Origin of the sequence: Paramesorhizobium endophyticum (assembly GCF_014640615.1) — a bacterium.
GTDB lineage: Bacteria > Pseudomonadota > Alphaproteobacteria > Rhizobiales > Rhizobiaceae > Paramesorhizobium > Paramesorhizobium endophyticum.
Genome location: NZ_BMHH01000013.1, coordinates 14,324 through 30,917, shown reverse-complemented (window position 1 = coordinate 30,917; position 16,594 = coordinate 14,324). Strand labels below are relative to the sequence as shown.

Sequence of the window (16,594 nt, the reverse complement as noted above, 5' to 3'; positions counted from 1 at the left end):
CAATCCAGAGGCATCGAAATGAACCAGATCGCCCCGCGTGAAACCTCCATCAACAGCGTGACCGTCACGTCTGGTGCCAACGGATCGAGCATTGCACCGCAGAACCTGGGTGAAGTCGTTCGCTTTGCCGAGGTGATGTGCAAGGCCGATATTGCGCTGCCCAAGCATCTTCGTGGAAACGCCGGGGCCTGTATGGCCGTGGCTATGCAGGCCCTTGAATGGCAAATGTCACCCTTCGCCGTCGCCTCCAAGTCATATTCCGTGAACGGGACGATTGCCTATGAAGCCCAACTTATCGCCGCGGTCGTCAATACCCGTTCCGGCATTAAGGGGCGGCTGAAATATCGGTTCGAAGGGACTGGTGCCGATATGACCTGTACCGTAACCGGCGTACTCGATGGCGAGGAATGCACTTACACCTCCCCGCCTATCGGACAGATACCCGTCAAGAACTCCCCGCTCTGGAAGTCCGATCCGCAGCAGCAGCTTGGATATTTCTCCGCTCGCTCTTGGGCGCGCCGTCACTGCCCGGAAGTTCTGTTAGGTGTTTACGACCGCGACGAAGCCGAACAGTTCCAGGGCCCGGACAATGCCAAGGACGTGACACCCTCCCTCATGCAGCGCCTCCAGCAGCGCCAGAGCGAACCGCAGGCGAACGAGGGCTTTAATCAGGACTTCGTGACGCGGGAAACGGAAACGCTCGCCAGCACTCAAGAATTCACCGAACAAGACACGCCTGCCGGCCAATCCTCCACCGGCAGCGTTGAGGGTGGAGAATCCCCTGTCTCCACCCTCCCCCAATCCGCAGATGATGCGGCGGCAGAGGGAGGCGAGAACCCCGGCGCGGTAACCACGGAACAGCTGGAGCCTCCCTCTGAAACTCTTGATTATCTCGATGCCGTTGCCATGTCGTTGCGCGAAGAATGCGCCGCGAAGCTGCTTGAGATCGCGGGTTCATCCCATAAGCCACAGGATCGCCGCGGCATTCTTGAACAGGCCAAGAACGCCTGGAAAAGCGAAATGCCGAACGACCTGGAATTTCTCAAGGTGGCCTTCGAGACGGCTGACGGAGTGATCAAGGGCGACATCGAGCCCGCGAAAGCGAAGTCCTACCTCGATGCGCGGAGGATGAAGCCATGACCGGGATACCAGAGAACGAAGTTATTGATCGCCTCCGCGCCCTTGTCACCTACAACCGAAAGCAGTCGGACATCGCGCGGGAATGCGGCGTTTCTTCAGCTTTCGTGTCCGAAGTATTGAAAGGCAGGAAGAAGCCCAGCGACGCCATTCTTTCTCTTATCAAGGTCGAGCGCGTGATCATTTACCGGGAGGTAAAATAATGGCCCGCGAAACTCCCGAATGGATTGGAAAGAACGACGATCAAAAGGTGCCTGCGCGCGTCCGGCAACGCGTATTCGACCGCGAGAACGGCATATGTCACCTGACCGGGAAGAAAATCCAGCCTAGCGACGAATGGGATTTGGACCATCGTCTGGCGCTCATTCTTGGTGGCGAACACCGTGAAAGCAACTTTTACCCGGCGTTGCGAGACGCTCACCGGAAAAAGACCGCATCCGAGATGACGGTAAAATCCAAAATCGCCAATGTCCGAAAAAAGCACCTTGGCATCGGCAAAGAGCCGACAATGCCCGGCTCCCGCAATTCCCGTTTTAAAAAGCTCATCACCGGCGAGGTTGTGGACCGTAGCACGGGTGAAGTGATTGGAGGCTCGAGGCCATGACCATATCCGAACAGGCCATGAAGGCCGCGCTTGAACAGGCATACAAGCTTGGCTTTTCCGCATCGGCGGAAGGGTACAACGCTGAACACCCCTTTGACGGCGTAGATTTTACCAAGGACAGGCAGTGGGCCGAACGCCGCGAGAAGGACCTTTCGTGCCTCCGTCTATACGCCACCCCTCCCGTCATGCCAGCAGAGAGGGCGTAAGCCATGAGCGAGTCAGAAAACCCCAAAGTCAACCGCTATCTGAAAGACAAGGCGATGGACCTAATAGACCATGCGCTTGGACGCCCTCTGTTCCCGCTTGAGAAATCCTACCGCAATCATTTCGCCACCGAAGCTGATGGTGATCTAGCGAAACAATTCGACGCCTCACCTTTTTGGAGGCGATCAGGGCGCAGCGATGACATGGCTTTTTATTCCGTTACCCATGAAGGCCGGGAAGCGCTCGCGGCGCACCTGAAAGAGGTCGATCCGCACAAGCCATACATCGTGGAGTTCGAAGGCTTTTCTAGCATCGCCCCGGCGAAATCCCGATCAGCCGCCCGTTACGCCTATTACCTCCGGGTTTCTGACGCATGCCACGACCTGTCCTTTTCCGACTTCCAGCGGCGCGCAACCGTTCGGAGCGCGCCCCTCTCCACCAATGGAGGCCCAAATGCCAAAGCATAACCCCGACACGGCAATCCCCGAGGAGATAATGCGGGAGGCGCGAAAGATCGCAGAATGCCATCTGCGGCCCGGCTCACTCGGGTGCGATATTCTTGAAGGATCAATCGCCCGCGCCCTCATGGCTCGTGACCAGCGCGCGGCGGATATAGCGCGGAAGCTCGGAGCCGATAGCGACCACAGCCATGGCTATGAGGTCGCCTGCGAAGATGTCGCCGCCGCCATCCTCACCTATTCCGCCAAGGAAGGACAGCCAGCATGAGCACTCCTACAGCGCCAGAAGTGGCGGACCTGATTAAGAAGATGGAAGCTGCGTATGAGTGGATACGTGAGCCGGATTGGGCTGAGGTATTTAATGCCACAGATCATGTTAGGTGGATGAACTCTCGACCATGTGGGCCGCTGTTACAAGCCGCCACCGCGCTCCGATCTCTCCAAGCCGAGCGGGACAGGCTGGCCGAGCGCGTGAAGGAGTTGATCAACACGCTGGATGGCATCCGGATTTATGGATCAGACACGTTATCCGGTAACGCGACAGGCCCTGATGACGCAAACTGGTACAGGTTGGCCGTCCGCGAAATGACCAAACGCGCCGCCATCCTCACCTATGGAGGCGACGATGCTGCTTGAACGAATGAAGCCCGTCCTTAATTTCAGCGGCACCACCGCGAGCGCACTTGTCGAAATGCGCCTTGCAGCGATGACCTCTATTGAGGCAGCGATGAGTGCGCTTCGGAAAATGCACCCAGATGGCCGTGATTACATCGGCAACCCCGATCAGTTGAGGCGAGATAAGGAAATCCACGCCAACCGCCTAGCCGCGCTCCACCGCCTTTATAGAGACATCGAAGCGGAGGCGCTTGAAATTCAAGAACGTGCAGGAGGCGACGATGCAGGAGCATAACCGATTTGAGGATGTGGTTGACGCCACGCGGAAGATGATCGTTGCGTTCCAGCGGCACAACATGAAGCCTCCAGCAGCCATCCTTCTTTCAGATAAGCAAGATGCTTTCGCGATTATACACGACATGCGGCTCACATCGCCCCAGTACGTGATTGACCCATCAGTCGTGTCCGCATCGAACTTTGTCGAGTTCGACGGCAAGCCGTGCGGCACGATGAAGATTTGCGGTGTCAAATTCTATTGGCCGCTCCAACCAATCGCGGACAAAAAGGGAGGGTATCACTATGGCTGATCAGAATTGCCCGCTCGCCGCCCCCACATCAACGCCGGTTGCCGCGATCCGCGAACAGGCCCTGGAAGAAGCGGCGAGACTTATTGATGAAAACATGCTTTGCGGCGTTGAGTGCGAGGTTCTTCTGCCGCGCACCAACCCAGGCAACAAAGTTGGCCTTGTATATGCCGAAGCCATCCGCGCGCTGAAATCAACGCCGGTTGCCGATAACCCCGCGCCCTCCGACAAGGGGCTGGAGACGGTGGCGCGCGAAATGTCTACTCGGCTACGGTCCAGTCCTGATGAGCCATGGGGCGATTGGGGAAAGTGGGAGCGATGCCGCGCGAGCGAACGGAGCATGGTAAGCGCCGATGAACTGTATGAACGCCGCGTCCGCACCCTAACGCCCACCGCCGACGCCGAGCGCGAGATAGCGGCGCGAGATGCTGAGATTGCCGCTCTCAAGCAGGTCAACGCCAACCTCATGGGCGATGACGAAGGCAAGCCGCGATACACGACCAAGCGGCTAAAGCAGGAGATCGAGCGAGCAACGGCGGAGCAGGCAGCGCGGATTAAGGAGCTTGAGCGGAAGGCTGACGAATATTACGGCGAAGCCGTCGTTTCTTATGACAGAAAATTATGCGCCGAAACCGCCGAAGCCCGCGTGAGGGAGCAGGATGCGGAGATAGCGGCGCTGCGTGCCGATAAGGAGAGCCTCGACAGGCAGTGCGAACAGCTAGGGATTATAGCCAGCGATAGGTTTGAGCACATCATGGAGCTTCGGGCGCAGATACTGGAACTTGAGGCCGCGCAGCAATCCTATGCCGATCTTTTTGACGGTGATGCCGGATCAATCCACGAAAATATCCGAGCCTTGAAGGCCGATTTCGCCGCTCTGCGCGAGGATGCATCAAAAGTTTACGAATGGTTGCGCGAGCCGGATTGGTCAGGTGAGTGGAGCACTATTGATTGGCTAAATCGCCGCCCGATACCACAGTCATTTGCGAAAGCTCATGACGAGGCTGAACGCGCCGCCCGCGATGCCCGCAAGAAATGGGAGGGTGGCGATGCTCACTAAAGAAGAAAAAGCTTGGGTTAAAAAACTGCAAAAAGTCTTGGACGAATGCCCCTCTGAACGCCTTGGATTTTTCACCATCGGCGATCCTGATGTGTCTATTTACGACAAGACGAATGAGGTTGACTTCGACGCGACTGTAGACCTCCCCGTCTCTATATACGAGCACGACGCAGAGCTTGGCTCAATTCGTTTCCCCTCAAATGTGCATTCGGTTTCAGGATAAGGAGGCCCGCGATGCCGGTAAGTGACAAATACCAACGCGCGGCAGAGTTTGCCGCCCTATGGGCGTGGCGGGAAGAGCCCGCGAATGCCAGCGCCAAGCTGACAGACAGCGAGCGGCTATCCGTCATCAAGTATCACCCCGATATTCTATCCATCTGGGAAGGTGGGTCGGCGCTCGCCCATGACGAGGCGGTGGCGTGGCGTGCTGAACAAATGGAGGGTGGGGAGTATACTCGGAAATTCACGGCCATGAAGCTAATAGCTGAAATCTGGCAAGATCAAGGGTTCACCGTAACGCCCCTCTACACCCACCCGGCCCCGCAGCCGAGCGGGCCGGTGCAGGTCGGTATTGTGACCGAACTGCTCTTCAAGGCCGAGGCCCAGAAGGCATATTGGAATGTGACGCAGCGCGCCCTGCCTTCCATCGAAGACTACCTTGATGAGCATGGCGAGCTATCCTTGCCAGCCGATATAAGCCCGCTCTTGCAACAAGCATCCGCAAACGGACGATACAGCGAGGCCGATTGGTGGCTTTCAACCCTCTCCGCCATCGCCCAAGCGCCAGCGCCTGTAGAACGCATAGAGGACTATTACGCGCGGCAGATCGAATGGTCACGCAACACATTCGGCCCCGGCACACGGACTGCCGGTGTCATCGACCATATTCGGAAGGAGTTAATCGAGATAGAGACCGAGCCGACCGATCTATCCGAATGGATCGATGTCGTGATCTTGGCGATGGACGGGTTCTGGCGGCACGGTGGCAGCGCAAAAGATTTAATGCCTCGCCTGCTGGCGAAACAACGAAAGAACTTTGCGCGCAAGTGGCCCGACTGGCGCACCATGAGCGAGGACGAGGCCATTGAGCATGATCGGTCTGGTGAAGCGCCAGCGCCTGTAGTGGCGGATGGGTGGCAACCCATAGAGACCGGGCCGAAGGATAAAACACGGGTCATCATAGCCGTACCGACGAAAGATAAAGATGATTTCATTGTTGGAGAGGCATACTTCGACCCTGATAACTATGAGGGTGGCGATTGGTGGTGGGCTAATACAATGGTCGGCGGTTGGCCAGACGATCCAATCAGCGAGATAAATTATCACGCCCCAACCCATTGGATGCCTCTCCCTGCCGCTCCATCGGCCCTCTCACCCCACCCAGCAAGCAAAGCTGATGAGTTGGCCGCAGCGCGCGCCGAGATCGAGCGGTTACAGAAAGGTCTGGACTGGTGGACCGGTTATGCAGAGCGGTTGCGTGAGGCGGTGGAGCCTTTTACGCGATACCGCACAGCAGATGGTGTCCACGGTCTCCCCACGCTGCGCGTACATGATGACCACCCCATACTATGGGGTAGCGACTTAGAGCCAGTTGTTACGGTCGGAGATTTTCGCCGCGCCCGCGCCATCCTCAACACAAACGCCAAGGGAGGGGAGCGGTGATGCGCATCGAGATCAAAGGAAAAGTGCCGAGCGATCCGAGGAATCGTGTTCTGGCCATAGAGGCGGCGACACGCGCGATCTGTGAGAGAGCCGGTGCGGACCCGTCAGATGGTATAATGATGCTTTTGACGGCGGCGGCGCACCTTGTGAGCCAATATTCAGGCAAATCAGCGCAGGATCAAATAACGGTTTTGGCAACCGCCCTAGGTAGCGCAACGGTCGCAGCAGATGATTTCTTCAAGATTCGCGCCGTTCCCGCCGTCCTCGCGCAGAAAGAGGGCGAGTGATGAGCATGGAGTGGGTCAGGAAATATTACGGCGTCCCGGCAAAGCGCGGCGGTCGCATCGAATACACGGGCGGCAAAACGCCGAAATACGGCACGATCCTAAGCGCTTCTAACTACCTCAACATTCAGTTGGATGGCAACAAGCACCCTTCACGGTTCCACCCGACTTGGGAAATTCGCTACCTCGACGCGGAAGGTGAGCGCCCATGACCCCCGCTACACTCATAGAGCGCCTACAGGCGGCGACCGGACCGAACTACGAGCTTGACCGCCTGGTAACCGAGGTGACCGGCTATCCAAATCTATACCGGCGTCCAGACGGCATCATCCCATCGGAGGCTACATTCCCGGCTTTCACTGCCGACATCGACGCAGCTATAGCGCTGTTGGGACTGCTGCTGCCCCAACAGCCAGTGCTTATCGGATGGGGGCAGACGCCGCAAACGAGGCCGTGGGCGAGGATTGGTTTACACGCACCGATGGATACCACGGGCGCAAATATCCCCATCGCCCTATGCATCGCAATCCTCAAGGCAAAAGAGGCCAGCCATGACTGATAAAGACTGGAAATGGTACGTAGGCGACAACGATGGAATATTCGACGTTGGCCCGTGCGATACGCGTGAGGAAGCGATTGAAGAAGCCCGAGGCCAATACGGCGACGATATGGGCATCCACCTAGTCGAAGCCGTAAAGGACGAAATCAGGCTCGCTGATTACATCGGTGCGACCAGCATCTTGGAAGAAGCCGAAGAGCGCGCCTACGATCTATGCGATCCCGAAGGCAGCGATCCGCTGTTCGGCGTGACCGGCGACCAGGCCAGCGACCTTTCCGCGCGTCTCCGCAAAGCCTGCGACGAATGGCAGGAGGCGCACAATCTCCGGTTCGTTCCGTGGGCGTTCACGCGTACCCGCAACGCCGAATATGTCGAGCCAGCGGAGGCCAGCCATGACAACGCCTGACGATCTCGTAGAGCGCGTGGCGATGATCATTTGTCGGAAAAGTGGAGGGTGCTTTGTGCAGCCAGAGAAATGGCATCGAGAATATGCAGAAGAAATCCTCTCCGAAATCCGCGCCGCGCTGGATGAGCCGAACGAGGCGATGATAGATGCTGCCGAAGCATTCAAAGCTTCTGGAGGTCAAGGATACACCGGTATCCTGCGCGCAATGCTCGCCGCCAGCCCGCTAGGAGGCGCGGAATGAAGGTTAACGCCGCAGAAATTGACGCAGACATACTCGCTACGCTCAGACGCGGAGGCACATACCCGACGTACGTCATCCGCAACCACCTCGCCATGGACCACAGAACGAAGTGGAAAGGCTTGAAAACAAGCCACGTCCTCACGGCTTGCCGGAGGCTGGAACGACGCGGCGTTATCCGGCTGAACAACATGACATCCTACATCACTATGAAGGTCTGGCAGATTGACGAAGCAGGCGGCACTCCGGCGAAAGGAGGCGCGGAATGAATACGCCTCACCACACGAGAGAAATTATTCGCGCCTTGAAAATGCTGGACGCGGATGCCGCATACGAACTGCGTGATAGGCCAATCGCCGTCCTCTCCGCTCTTGTGAACCTCGGATATGCTACACGGCAAGAAACCATATCCATCAATGCGGCAGGGCAACCGCAAAGGAGCTACCACACATCAATTACGCCAGCCGGTCGCCAAGCACTGGCAGGAGGCGCGGAATGAAGCTGACACTAGAAAACAAGATAATCGATATTCCGGACCTCAACCGTTTTCGAATAGGCGATGAGGTGGTGTGTGAGGCTACGGATGAGTATGATCGCTTCGAAGGCGTCATTATCGGTATAGAGCTTCGCCGGGTATATGCTTCCGACACGCTGTTCCCGAGCATCACCCTTCTTCATGACGGCTACATTACCGATGAATTCAGGCCGGAACATTTACGCCCAGCCGGACGCCAAGCACTGCGAGAGGGGGAGAGAGGATGAGCACCCGTCGTCCCGCCGTCATCCCCTACGGCAGTTGGCCCCCGCGAATGCTGGCCGATATGGCCGCAGCGTATTGCGGCGAACGGCACGTAGAGGATTTCTTGGAGCGCGTTGGCACCCAATACCCCCAACCACGGGTAATTGACACGACGCGCCGAAAGTTTTGGTATCGAGATGATCTGGACCGATCGATAAATGTCGGATCATCCGAGCGCTCATCAGGTATGGGAGCTGCATTCCGTGAAAAGGTTAGGGAAAAGCGGAACCGTGGAGCTGCCTAAGCACGTCCACAGAGTCACGAAACGCCGCAAAAACGGATCTCAAACCGTCTATACATTCTACACGCGCTTTCGAAACACGAAAGACGCATGGCCTTCCATCTCCCTCCCGGAGCCGCTTGAGCGTGACTTCTCCAAGCGGCTGGCGATTTGCGAAGCCTTGGAGAAGGATGCCAAAGGCTTCATTTTGGATGGGAAACGCCTCCCAGACCTGAAGGATAAGGAGTTTTGGCCTCAAGCCGAGAAGGCGATGGAGGCACTTATCAAGCGTGGGCGCGAGGGCGTGAAAGACTTCAAGGCGCTCGTGGAGGCGTTTCAGCACGATTCAAACCCGGTATGGGCGAGCCTATCGAAATCGACGCGGCGAGGATACACATCGTCCGGTAAGCTCATCATTGAGAGTTGGGGAGATATGCTTCCCGTGGATTTGACCACGGTTGATGCCCAAGAGGCCATAGACGCTCTTGGAGACACGCCGGCTACAGCAAATCAATTCCGGGCGTTCCTGTCTCGCCTGATGTCGTGGGGCGTCCCTCGCGGTTTCTGCAAAATAAATCCGGTCGAGCACACCGAGAAAATACCGGGGGGCGAGCCGTGGACGCCTTGGCCCAATTGGGCTTTCGAGATCCTATTCGAACATGCACCGATTCATATGCAGCGTATTGCCATGTCTGCATTCTTTACCGGGCAACGCCAGGGCGATGTCATTGCGATGGTAAAGCCAAAGGCTGGAGAAAGCGTGATAGCGGTCAAAGCCCAAAAGACAAAAAAGACCGTCTGGATACCAATTCATTCGGCATACCGGAAATGGATCGATTCAGCGCCAAACAATGACAGCGTCATGCTGCATGAGGCAGGCCGTGCAAAATTTTACAAGACGGCTGATGGATTTCGTACCGAATGGCAGAGACTCATGAATGAGGAGCCATTCAAGCCTTTCCGGGAAAATCGGATCGTTTTCCACGGGCTGAGGAAGAACGCCGTCATCAATCTATTGGAAATAGGATGCACTGAAAATCAGGTGGGGGCTATCTGCAATATGTCGCCGCAGATGGTGCAACATTACGGGAGGGAGGTGTCGCTCCGGAGCTTGGCGCGGGACGCTATGAAGCTTATGGAAGAGCGCTGGAAGGATATTGAGCCAGCTGCTTTTAGGAACAAGAACGGAACGTGAATTGGAAACCGTTTCCAATTTACTGGAAACCACCAACGCCGGGAAATCAACTAAGTCATTGGTTTAATTGGTGGGTGCGACAGGGATCGAACCTGTGACCCGCTGATTAAGAGTCAGCTGCTCTACCAACTGAGCTACGCACCCTCTTTCGGCTGGCAGCGGTGCCGCCGGAAGTGAGCGGTTCTATAACGGCACTCCCGGCACCTGTCCAGCCTCCAAATGCGGATTTTTGAAAGAAAATTCGAAAGCCGCCAAAACTTCTACCGATGCGGGCAGCATTTTATCATATTCAAATAAAAAGCGTCCCCTCCGCCATTTTCACCGCCGCTCCGCCGATGCGTGCGCCGGCAAGATCCTGATTCTCCACATCGATTTCCAGCCGGATGCGCGAGGGGCGGCCCATCTCCATCCCCTGCTCGATCCAGAGCCGGGTGACGCCCTCCAGCGGCCTGTCGAAATGATGCACCGCCCCACAGAAGGCCGCGACCGCCGATCCCGTCGCCGGATCCTCGAAAATATTGCCCGCCGTGTCGAACATGCGCGCATGAAACGCGCTGTCGAAAAGCCTGGTCTCGCGGCAATAGGCATAGATCGACAGGGAGCGCCCGTTGACCGCTGGCAAGCTCTCCTGCGCGAAAGCCCTATCCAGCGTGATCTTGGCCGCTGTGATCAGATTATGCACCGGTACGAGTAGGTAGGGTACACCGCCGCTCCACGCGCTCACGACGTGATTCTCGAAGCCGATCTCATGTGTGCCGAGACCCAGCGCCGCTGCGACCGACTCCTTCTCCACGGCGATTTCCAGCCGCTCGGGCAGGCGCGGCAGATCGAACTCGGCAAATGCGCCATCATCAGCGAGTCGCACCCCGCAGCGCACGACGCCTATTGTCTCTTCGAGCGCGATCAAAACATCCGTTTCGTCATCCGCCCGCCGCATCGCCAGCGCGATGGCTGTCCCCACCGTCGGATGCCCGGCGAAAGGCAGTTCATGATCCGGCGTGAAGATGCGGATCGCCGCCGTATGGAGGGGGTTTTCGGGCGGCAGGACAAAGACCGTCTCGGAGAGATTGAACTCGCGCGCGATGGCCTGCATCCGCTTCTCATCGAGACCTTCCGCGTCATGCACGATCGCCAGCGGATTGCCGCTCAGCGCATCGCCGGTGAATACGTCGAAGATTTCATAGAACCGTGCCATTATCGGCCTCCTCCCGCTTCATTGAAATGCCAATCCGCGAAAGCGCGAACATAGCTCGGCGTCGCCTCGCCCATCTGCCCCGGCCCGCTTATTTCCATGACCGCATCCAGTTCCGGATCGTTATCGGCTTTAAGATATTGCCTGATCCGCTCGACAAGCACCGCCGCATTCTGCGGAAAATAGTAGCGGCGGAAAAGGGCGATGCTGCGATTGGCGGTCACCAGATGGATTTTCTTCTCCGCCGCAGCTTGGGATAGATCGAGGCCGGTTTCCTCCTGGACTTCCCGCCACGCATTGCCCTCATAATCCACCCTGCCCTCGGCAACATCGTCATCGTCGATGGACCCGGCGGGAAAATAGATGCGCCCTCCTCCGGCCGTCCGCGCGGCCATGCGCCCGGCGATCAGGCGATTATCGGCGGAAACCACCACGCCGATGCCGAAAATATGCCAGGGACGGGTTTTCAGCGGATCGTAGCGCCAGTAAAGCAGCGTCTCATAAAGCGTGCGGACGAAATCGGCGCGAAGAATGCCGTCTTCAAGCCGCGCCTCGGGCGCAAGATAGAGCGCGCCGTTGAAGAGAGAGGGATTAGCCGCAATCTCCTGCTGCCAGTTCTCCGCAATCGCCGTCTTGTTGGAGAGCGCGTAATCGAGTTCACCCGGGACCACGCGCACATCCACGCCGTCAATGGTGATAACCGTATTCTGGGGGATGTCGTGCATGGTGATCCTTGAAAGCATGACCCCTGGAAATCACGCCGCTAACAAATTGCGCGCGCGGGCTCGAGCCCTATATATAAATGAAAAGGATAGAAAAAATGACTTTACCCGGAACATTGCGGACGACGCTTCTGGCCGCAGCTTGCCTGATGCTCGCGCTACCTGCCGCATCGGCTATCGAGATCCGCCAGGAGTCGGGTTTGCGCCCCTTGCGCCCTGCCACCCCGCAGGTGATGAACAGCATGACCCGGAGTTCCAGTGTCCCCCGCTATCGAAACAGTGCGCCGCGCGATAACCGGAACATCGCTCCGAATATCCGCTCCGGCAGCAATTCGCCGAGCGTCAACCACATCCAGTGGTGCCGGAACCACTATGATTCCTACAGAACGAACGACAACAGCTACCAGCCCTTCGCCGGTACGCGGCGCGAGTGTTCATCACCTTTTGGTGGGTAAGTGAGATAGTGAATTTTATTTAGAGGCGCTCGGCAATAGAGAATATTCCGTCGAGCCCCACTATCTCACTACTCACTACTCACTACTCACTACTTTTTAGTTCTTCGCCTTGTCCACCAGCGCGTTGGACTTGATCCACGGCATCATGCCGCGCAGCTTTTCGCCGACCTCTTCGATCTGGTGCGAGTCGTTCATGCGGCGGATGCCTTTGAAGCGCGCGGCGCCGGCGCGGTATTCCTGCATCCACTCGGAGGTGAACTTGCCGGTCTGGATGTCGTTGAGGACGCGCTTCATCTCGGCCTTGGTCTCCGCCGTGATGATGCGCGGGCCGGTGACATATTCGCCCCACTCGGCCGTGTTGGAGATCGAGTAGTTCATGTTGGCGATGCCGCCTTCATAGATGAGGTCGACAATCAGCTTCACCTCGTGGAGGCACTCGAAATAGGCCATCTCGGGCGCATAGCCCGCCTCGACCAGCGTCTCGAAGCCGGCGCGGATGAGTTCGACAAGGCCGCCGCACAGCACCACCTGCTCGCCGAAGAGGTCGGTCTCGCACTCTTCCCTGAAGGTGGTCTCGATGATGCCCGAGCGGCCGCCGCCGACGCCGCAGGCATAGGAAAGCGCCAGATCATGCGCATTGCCCGAGGCGTCCTGATGGACGGCGATGAGGCACGGCACGCCGCCGCCCTTCTGGTATTCGCCGCGCACCGTATGGCCGGGGCCCTTCGGCGCGATCATCACCACGTCGACGCTCTTCTTCGCCTCGATCAGGCCGAAATGCACGTTGAGGCCATGGGCGAAGGCAATCGCCGCTCCGTCCCGAATGTTCGGGGCGATATGGTCCCGGTAGATGTCGGCCTGCAGCTCGTCCGGCGTCGCCATCATCATCAGGTCCGCCCATTTGGCGGCATCCGCAACGCTCACCACCTCGAATCCATCGGCTTCCGCCTTCTTCGCGGTGGCCGAATCCGGACGCAGCGCGATGCGGATTTCCTTGGCGCCGGAATCCTTGAGGTTCAGCGCATGGGCGCGGCCCTGGCTGCCATAGCCGATAATGGCGACCTTCTTCGCCTTGATCAGGTTCAGGTCTGCGTCGCGGTCATAATAAACGCGCATGGGGTACTGCCTTTCTTGGGGTTTCACCGGCTTTCTTGTCGTCTGCCGTCTCTGATTTTGCTCCAACGCATGATCCTGAAAAGTTGCAGACTTTTCGGACAAGATCATGCGATTAGACTTTATAAAGCGCGAAAAACTGCCGCGTGGCGCGGCTGGCGTCCTCTGCAATGGCCGCCTCGGTCAATTCCAGCCGCTCGCCGAGCAGCAGCCGGATCTGCATGTCGCGCACCACCAGCCCGAAGAAGCTGCGGAACGCCTCGTCCACATCGTCAAAGGCCAGCAGCCCTGCCTCCCGCCCGGTTTCGAGCACTGGCTTCAGCCGCCGCGCCATGGCGAAGGGGCCGTTGGCAAGCACGATGTGGCCAAGGTCAGACTTGCCCGTCGCCGCATGGGTGACCGCGAGCCGGTTGAGCGCTACGGAAATCTCGCCGGAAAGCACGGTGAGCCAATCTCGTGCAAAGCCTTCGAGGCTGGCGAAAAGCGATCTTGCATCCAGCCCCTCGCGCGCCACCGGCACGACCCGCACCTTGGATGCCTGCCACTGCACTGTGGCGGTCAGAAGGCCGTCCCGGTCGCCGAACCATTTGTAGAGCGTTTCCTTGGAGCAGCTGGCGCGGCGCGCCACGCCTGTCATGGTCAGCGTGTCACCGCCCTCCACGAGCAGGCCGAGCGCGGCGTCGAGCACAGCCTTCTGCCGCGCCGTCAGATCGCCGCTATTCACATCCACCCTGCCCTGCACGCCTACTCTCCTCCGCGGCCCGCCAGCCGTACCGTACGTTACGGTTCGGCAATATGTCGAAAGCAAACGGAGGATGCAAGGGGATTCATACGGGATTTTAAGTGGCCGGTGGCGCAGTCTGTTGAGAAAAGAGGCGCAGTCCCGCCGTCATCCGTGGTCCTCGGGTTTAACCCGAGGACCACGGATGACGGCGGGACTGCGCTATTTCAGCGCCACGGATAAGAGAAAGCGAAATTAACTCAAGCGCGAGGGGCCAGCCCCCTCACACATTCACCTGCGTACCCACCTCAACCACACGCCCGGTGGGAATCTGGAAATATTCCGTGGCGTCGGCGGCGGTGCGTGCCAGCAGGATAAAGAGCTTGTCCTGCCAGAGCGGCATGCCCGAATGGGGTGACGCTTTCAGCGAGCGCCGCGACAGGAAGAAAGACGTCTTCATGATATCGAACTTCCAGCCCAGCTTGCGGCAGATGGCGAGCGCGCGCGGAATGTTGGGTTGCTCCATATAGCCGAAGGTCAGCGTCACCTGCATGAAGCGCTCGTTATATTGCGAGACGCGGGCGCGGTCCGCCGACGAGACGCGCGGAGTCGGCGCGGTGACCACAGTCAGGATCACGTTGTTCTCATGCAGCACCTTGTAGTGCTTCAGGCTGTGCATCAGCGCCGTCGGCGCGCTCTTGGGGTCCCCGGTCAGGAACACAGCGGTGCCCGGAACGATAACCGGCGGCTTCTTCGCCAGTTGTTCCAGAACCAGGTCGAGTTCCACCTCGCTCTTGCGGGTTTTGTGGAAAAGCTGCTTGCTGCCGCGTATCCACGTCATCATGATCACCATGATCACGGCCGCCATCAGGATGGAAACCCAGCCGCCCTCATGCAGCTTGACGATATTGGCGCCGAAGAACACGAGGTCGATGATGAGGAAGCCCGCCGTCAGCAGCGCCGCCCAGGGCATACGCCACTTCCAGATGCGCACCATGACGATGAACAGCAGCGAGCTCGTCACGATCATATTGCCCGTGACGGCAATGCCATAGGCTGCGGCGAGCCGGGATGAGCTCTCGAAGCCGAGCACCAGCATGATGACCGTGATGCCGAGAACGAGGTTCACGCGCGGAATATAAATCTGGCCAAGCAGCTTTTCCGAGGTGTGCTGGATTTCGAGGCGTGGCAGCAGGTTGAGCTGCACCGCCTGCCGCGCCAGCGAATAGGCGCCTGTTATCACCGCCTGGCTGGCGATGACGGTCGCCATCGTGGCGAGGATGACCATCGGCAGCAGGCCCCAACTCGGTATCATCTGGAAGAACGGATTCGACGCCGCCTGTCCGTGCGCCAGTATGAAAGCGCCCTGCCCGAAATAATTGAGAAGCAGGGCGGGAAACACGATCCAGAGCCAAGCCGTGACGATCGGCTTCCGCCCAAAATGGCCGAGATCGGCATAAAGCGCCTCAGCGCCGGTCACCGCCAGGAAGATCGTACCGATCGTCACGAAGGATGTGGCCGGGTTCTCCGCCAGAAAAGCAATGGCATAGTACGGATTGATGGCGACGAGGATCGAAGGCGAGTCGAAAATATGCCAGAGGCCGACAAGACCGATCGCAAGGAACCACAGCGCCGTGATCGGTCCGAAGACCGCCGAAACCCTGGCTGTTCCAAGGCGTTGCACGGAAAAGAGCGTCACCAGGATGACCACGGTGATGGGTACCACGAAGGGGGTCAATTCCGGCGTGACGATCTCCAGCCCTTCCACCGCGGAAAGCACCGAAATCGCAGGCGTGATGACCGCATCGCCGAAGAACAGCGATGCGCCGCATATGCCGATGCCGAGCACGAAACTCGGGCGTTTGCGAAAGCTCGAGCGGACAAGCGCCATCAGCGAAAGAATGCCGCCCTCGCCGTTATTATCGGCGCGCAGCACGAAAAGGACATATTTGATGGTGACGATGAGGGTCAGCGCCCAGAAAATGAGCGAGATGACGCCGAGGATTTCCATCCGCGCCAGCGTACCGTCGCTCGTCGCCGCATGAAGCCCTTCGCGAAACGCATAAATCGGGCTGGTGCCGATATCTCCATAGACGACACCGAGTGCGCCTAGAAGCAGAACGCGGAAACTGTCGTTTTCGTGCCCGGTGAGCTCGATTCCGCTGTCGGAACCGGCTGGACCAGATTCAGGCAGATCACCGTTCTGCGCGCTATTCATTAATGACACCTCACTGCCTCAGGTCTCTCGTTGCGTCCCCGTATTCCCCGATATGTTCTGAAGGCACGTGGGCGGACGGGATATCCATATCGTGCCGCAAAAACAAATGCGGATAATGCAAGGCTTGCAATGCCGTTATGCGTAGAGC

At 58.3% G+C, this 16,594-nt stretch carries 27 protein-coding genes and 1 tRNA gene; 22 read left to right on the top strand and 6 right to left on the bottom strand.

Annotated elements, in window-relative coordinates; translation table 11 throughout:
- Nucleotides 1-18: 18 nt before the first annotated feature.
- The 21 genes from IEX53_RS15265 to IEX53_RS15165 all read left to right on the top strand — a co-directional run bounded on the left by IEX53_RS15265 (nt 19) and on the right by IEX53_RS15165 (nt 10,025).
- On the top strand, nt 19-1,140 hold the full coding sequence (locus IEX53_RS15265; protein WP_188825042.1) for a recombinase RecT: 1,122 nt from the start codon (nt 19-21) through the stop codon (nt 1,138-1,140).
- Nucleotides 1,137-1,340 (top strand): helix-turn-helix domain-containing protein, encoded by a 204-nt coding sequence (locus tag IEX53_RS15260; RefSeq protein WP_188825041.1) that lies wholly within the window; start codon nt 1,137-1,139, stop codon nt 1,338-1,340. Before IEX53_RS15265 ends, IEX53_RS15260 begins: the two co-directional genes overlap by 4 nt.
- Nucleotides 1,340-1,741, top strand: a complete 402-nt coding sequence (locus IEX53_RS15255) for an HNH endonuclease (RefSeq protein WP_188825040.1) — start codon at nt 1,340-1,342, stop codon at nt 1,739-1,741. Before IEX53_RS15260 ends, IEX53_RS15255 begins: the two co-directional genes overlap by 1 nt.
- A complete protein-coding gene (locus IEX53_RS15250; RefSeq protein ID WP_188825039.1) occupies nt 1,738-1,947 on the top strand; it encodes a hypothetical protein in 210 nt (69 codons plus the stop codon). The genes IEX53_RS15255 and IEX53_RS15250 overlap by 4 nt, the downstream gene beginning before the upstream one ends.
- Nucleotides 1,948-1,950: 3 nt before the next feature.
- The gene (locus IEX53_RS15245) at nt 1,951-2,412 is read left to right on the top strand and encodes a hypothetical protein (protein WP_188825038.1); all 462 of its coding nucleotides are present in this window, start codon (nt 1,951-1,953) and stop codon (nt 2,410-2,412) included.
- Nucleotides 2,399-2,671: a hypothetical protein gene (locus tag IEX53_RS15240; RefSeq protein ID WP_188825037.1), complete on the top strand. Its 273-nt coding sequence runs from the start codon at nt 2,399-2,401 to the stop codon at nt 2,669-2,671. The genes IEX53_RS15245 and IEX53_RS15240 overlap by 14 nt, the downstream gene beginning before the upstream one ends.
- A complete protein-coding gene (locus IEX53_RS15235) occupies nt 2,668-3,039 on the top strand; it encodes a hypothetical protein (protein WP_188825036.1) in 372 nt (123 codons plus the stop codon). Before IEX53_RS15240 ends, IEX53_RS15235 begins: the two co-directional genes overlap by 4 nt.
- Entirely contained in the window at nt 3,029-3,313 is a 285-nt protein-coding gene (locus IEX53_RS15230) for a hypothetical protein (protein WP_188825035.1), read from the top strand. The genes IEX53_RS15235 and IEX53_RS15230 overlap by 11 nt, the downstream gene beginning before the upstream one ends.
- Nucleotides 3,300-3,605, top strand: coding sequence for a hypothetical protein (locus IEX53_RS15225; protein ID WP_188825034.1), 306 nt, complete (start codon nt 3,300-3,302; stop codon nt 3,603-3,605). Before IEX53_RS15230 ends, IEX53_RS15225 begins: the two co-directional genes overlap by 14 nt.
- Entirely contained in the window at nt 3,598-4,662 is a 1,065-nt protein-coding gene (locus IEX53_RS15220) for a hypothetical protein (protein WP_188825033.1), read from the top strand. The genes IEX53_RS15225 and IEX53_RS15220 overlap by 8 nt, the downstream gene beginning before the upstream one ends.
- Complete coding sequence (locus IEX53_RS15215) at nt 4,652-4,885, top strand: hypothetical protein (RefSeq protein ID WP_188825032.1); 234 nt, start codon at nt 4,652-4,654, stop codon at nt 4,883-4,885. Before IEX53_RS15220 ends, IEX53_RS15215 begins: the two co-directional genes overlap by 11 nt.
- 11 nt (nt 4,886-4,896) lie before the next feature.
- Nucleotides 4,897-6,324: a dATP/dGTP pyrophosphohydrolase domain-containing protein gene (locus IEX53_RS15210; protein WP_188825031.1), complete on the top strand. Its 1,428-nt coding sequence runs from the start codon at nt 4,897-4,899 to the stop codon at nt 6,322-6,324.
- On the top strand, nt 6,324-6,611 hold the full coding sequence (locus tag IEX53_RS15205; RefSeq protein WP_188825030.1) for a hypothetical protein: 288 nt from the start codon (nt 6,324-6,326) through the stop codon (nt 6,609-6,611). Before IEX53_RS15210 ends, IEX53_RS15205 begins: the two co-directional genes overlap by 1 nt.
- A complete protein-coding gene (locus IEX53_RS15200) occupies nt 6,611-6,820 on the top strand; it encodes a hypothetical protein (protein WP_188825029.1) in 210 nt (69 codons plus the stop codon). Before IEX53_RS15205 ends, IEX53_RS15200 begins: the two co-directional genes overlap by 1 nt.
- Nucleotides 6,817-7,167: a hypothetical protein gene (locus IEX53_RS15195; protein ID WP_188825028.1), complete on the top strand. Its 351-nt coding sequence runs from the start codon at nt 6,817-6,819 to the stop codon at nt 7,165-7,167. Before IEX53_RS15200 ends, IEX53_RS15195 begins: the two co-directional genes overlap by 4 nt.
- A complete protein-coding gene (locus tag IEX53_RS15190) occupies nt 7,160-7,573 on the top strand; it encodes a hypothetical protein (RefSeq protein WP_188825027.1) in 414 nt (137 codons plus the stop codon). The genes IEX53_RS15195 and IEX53_RS15190 overlap by 8 nt, the downstream gene beginning before the upstream one ends.
- Nucleotides 7,560-7,814 carry a hypothetical protein gene (locus IEX53_RS15185; RefSeq protein WP_188825026.1) on the top strand — a complete coding sequence of 85 codons (255 nt, stop codon included), beginning with the start codon at nt 7,560-7,562 and terminating at the stop codon, nt 7,812-7,814. Before IEX53_RS15190 ends, IEX53_RS15185 begins: the two co-directional genes overlap by 14 nt.
- Nucleotides 7,811-8,080 (top strand): hypothetical protein, encoded by a 270-nt coding sequence (locus tag IEX53_RS15180; RefSeq protein ID WP_188825025.1) that lies wholly within the window; start codon nt 7,811-7,813, stop codon nt 8,078-8,080. Before IEX53_RS15185 ends, IEX53_RS15180 begins: the two co-directional genes overlap by 4 nt.
- Nucleotides 8,077-8,310 carry a hypothetical protein gene (locus IEX53_RS15175; RefSeq protein WP_188825024.1) on the top strand — a complete coding sequence of 78 codons (234 nt, stop codon included), beginning with the start codon at nt 8,077-8,079 and terminating at the stop codon, nt 8,308-8,310. The genes IEX53_RS15180 and IEX53_RS15175 overlap by 4 nt, the downstream gene beginning before the upstream one ends.
- Nucleotides 8,307-8,573 carry a hypothetical protein gene (locus tag IEX53_RS15170; protein WP_188825023.1) on the top strand — a complete coding sequence of 89 codons (267 nt, stop codon included), beginning with the start codon at nt 8,307-8,309 and terminating at the stop codon, nt 8,571-8,573. Before IEX53_RS15175 ends, IEX53_RS15170 begins: the two co-directional genes overlap by 4 nt.
- A gap of 267 nt (nt 8,574-8,840) precedes the next feature.
- On the top strand, nt 8,841-10,025 hold the full coding sequence (locus IEX53_RS15165) for a site-specific integrase (RefSeq protein ID WP_188825161.1): 1,185 nt from the start codon (nt 8,841-8,843) through the stop codon (nt 10,023-10,025).
- 68 nt (nt 10,026-10,093) lie between these two features.
- On the opposite strand, the gene IEX53_RS15160 is transcribed toward IEX53_RS15165, so the two are convergent.
- The 3 genes from IEX53_RS15160 to IEX53_RS15150 form a co-directional block, all read right to left on the bottom strand.
- Nucleotides 10,094-10,169 (bottom strand) — tRNA-Lys (locus IEX53_RS15160).
- Between the two features lie 145 nt (nt 10,170-10,314).
- Complete coding sequence (locus IEX53_RS15155; protein WP_188825022.1) at nt 10,315-11,220, bottom strand: PhzF family phenazine biosynthesis protein; 906 nt, start codon at nt 11,218-11,220, stop codon at nt 10,315-10,317.
- Complete coding sequence (locus IEX53_RS15150; RefSeq protein WP_188825021.1) at nt 11,220-11,942, bottom strand: NUDIX hydrolase; 723 nt, start codon at nt 11,940-11,942, stop codon at nt 11,220-11,222. Before IEX53_RS15150 ends, IEX53_RS15155 begins: the two co-directional genes overlap by 1 nt.
- Nucleotides 11,943-12,037: 95 nt before the next feature.
- On the opposite strand from IEX53_RS15150, the gene IEX53_RS15145 reads away from it, so the two are divergent.
- Nucleotides 12,038-12,394, top strand: coding sequence for a BA14K family protein (locus IEX53_RS15145; RefSeq protein WP_236016217.1), 357 nt, complete (start codon nt 12,038-12,040; stop codon nt 12,392-12,394).
- Nucleotides 12,395-12,490: 96 nt separating this feature from the next.
- On the opposite strand, the gene ilvC is transcribed toward IEX53_RS15145, so the two are convergent.
- The 3 genes from ilvC to IEX53_RS15130 all read right to left on the bottom strand — a co-directional run bounded on the left by ilvC (nt 12,491) and on the right by IEX53_RS15130 (nt 16,446).
- Nucleotides 12,491-13,510, bottom strand: a complete 1,020-nt coding sequence (gene ilvC, locus IEX53_RS15140; protein ID WP_188825019.1) for a ketol-acid reductoisomerase — start codon at nt 13,508-13,510, stop codon at nt 12,491-12,493.
- Between the two features lie 112 nt (nt 13,511-13,622).
- Nucleotides 13,623-14,249, bottom strand: a complete 627-nt coding sequence (locus IEX53_RS15135) for a TetR/AcrR family transcriptional regulator (RefSeq protein ID WP_188825018.1) — start codon at nt 14,247-14,249, stop codon at nt 13,623-13,625.
- 262 nt (nt 14,250-14,511) lie between these two features.
- Nucleotides 14,512-16,446, bottom strand: coding sequence for a potassium transporter Kup (locus IEX53_RS15130; RefSeq protein WP_188825017.1), 1,935 nt, complete (start codon nt 16,444-16,446; stop codon nt 14,512-14,514).
- Nucleotides 16,447-16,594: the final 148 nt, after the last annotated feature.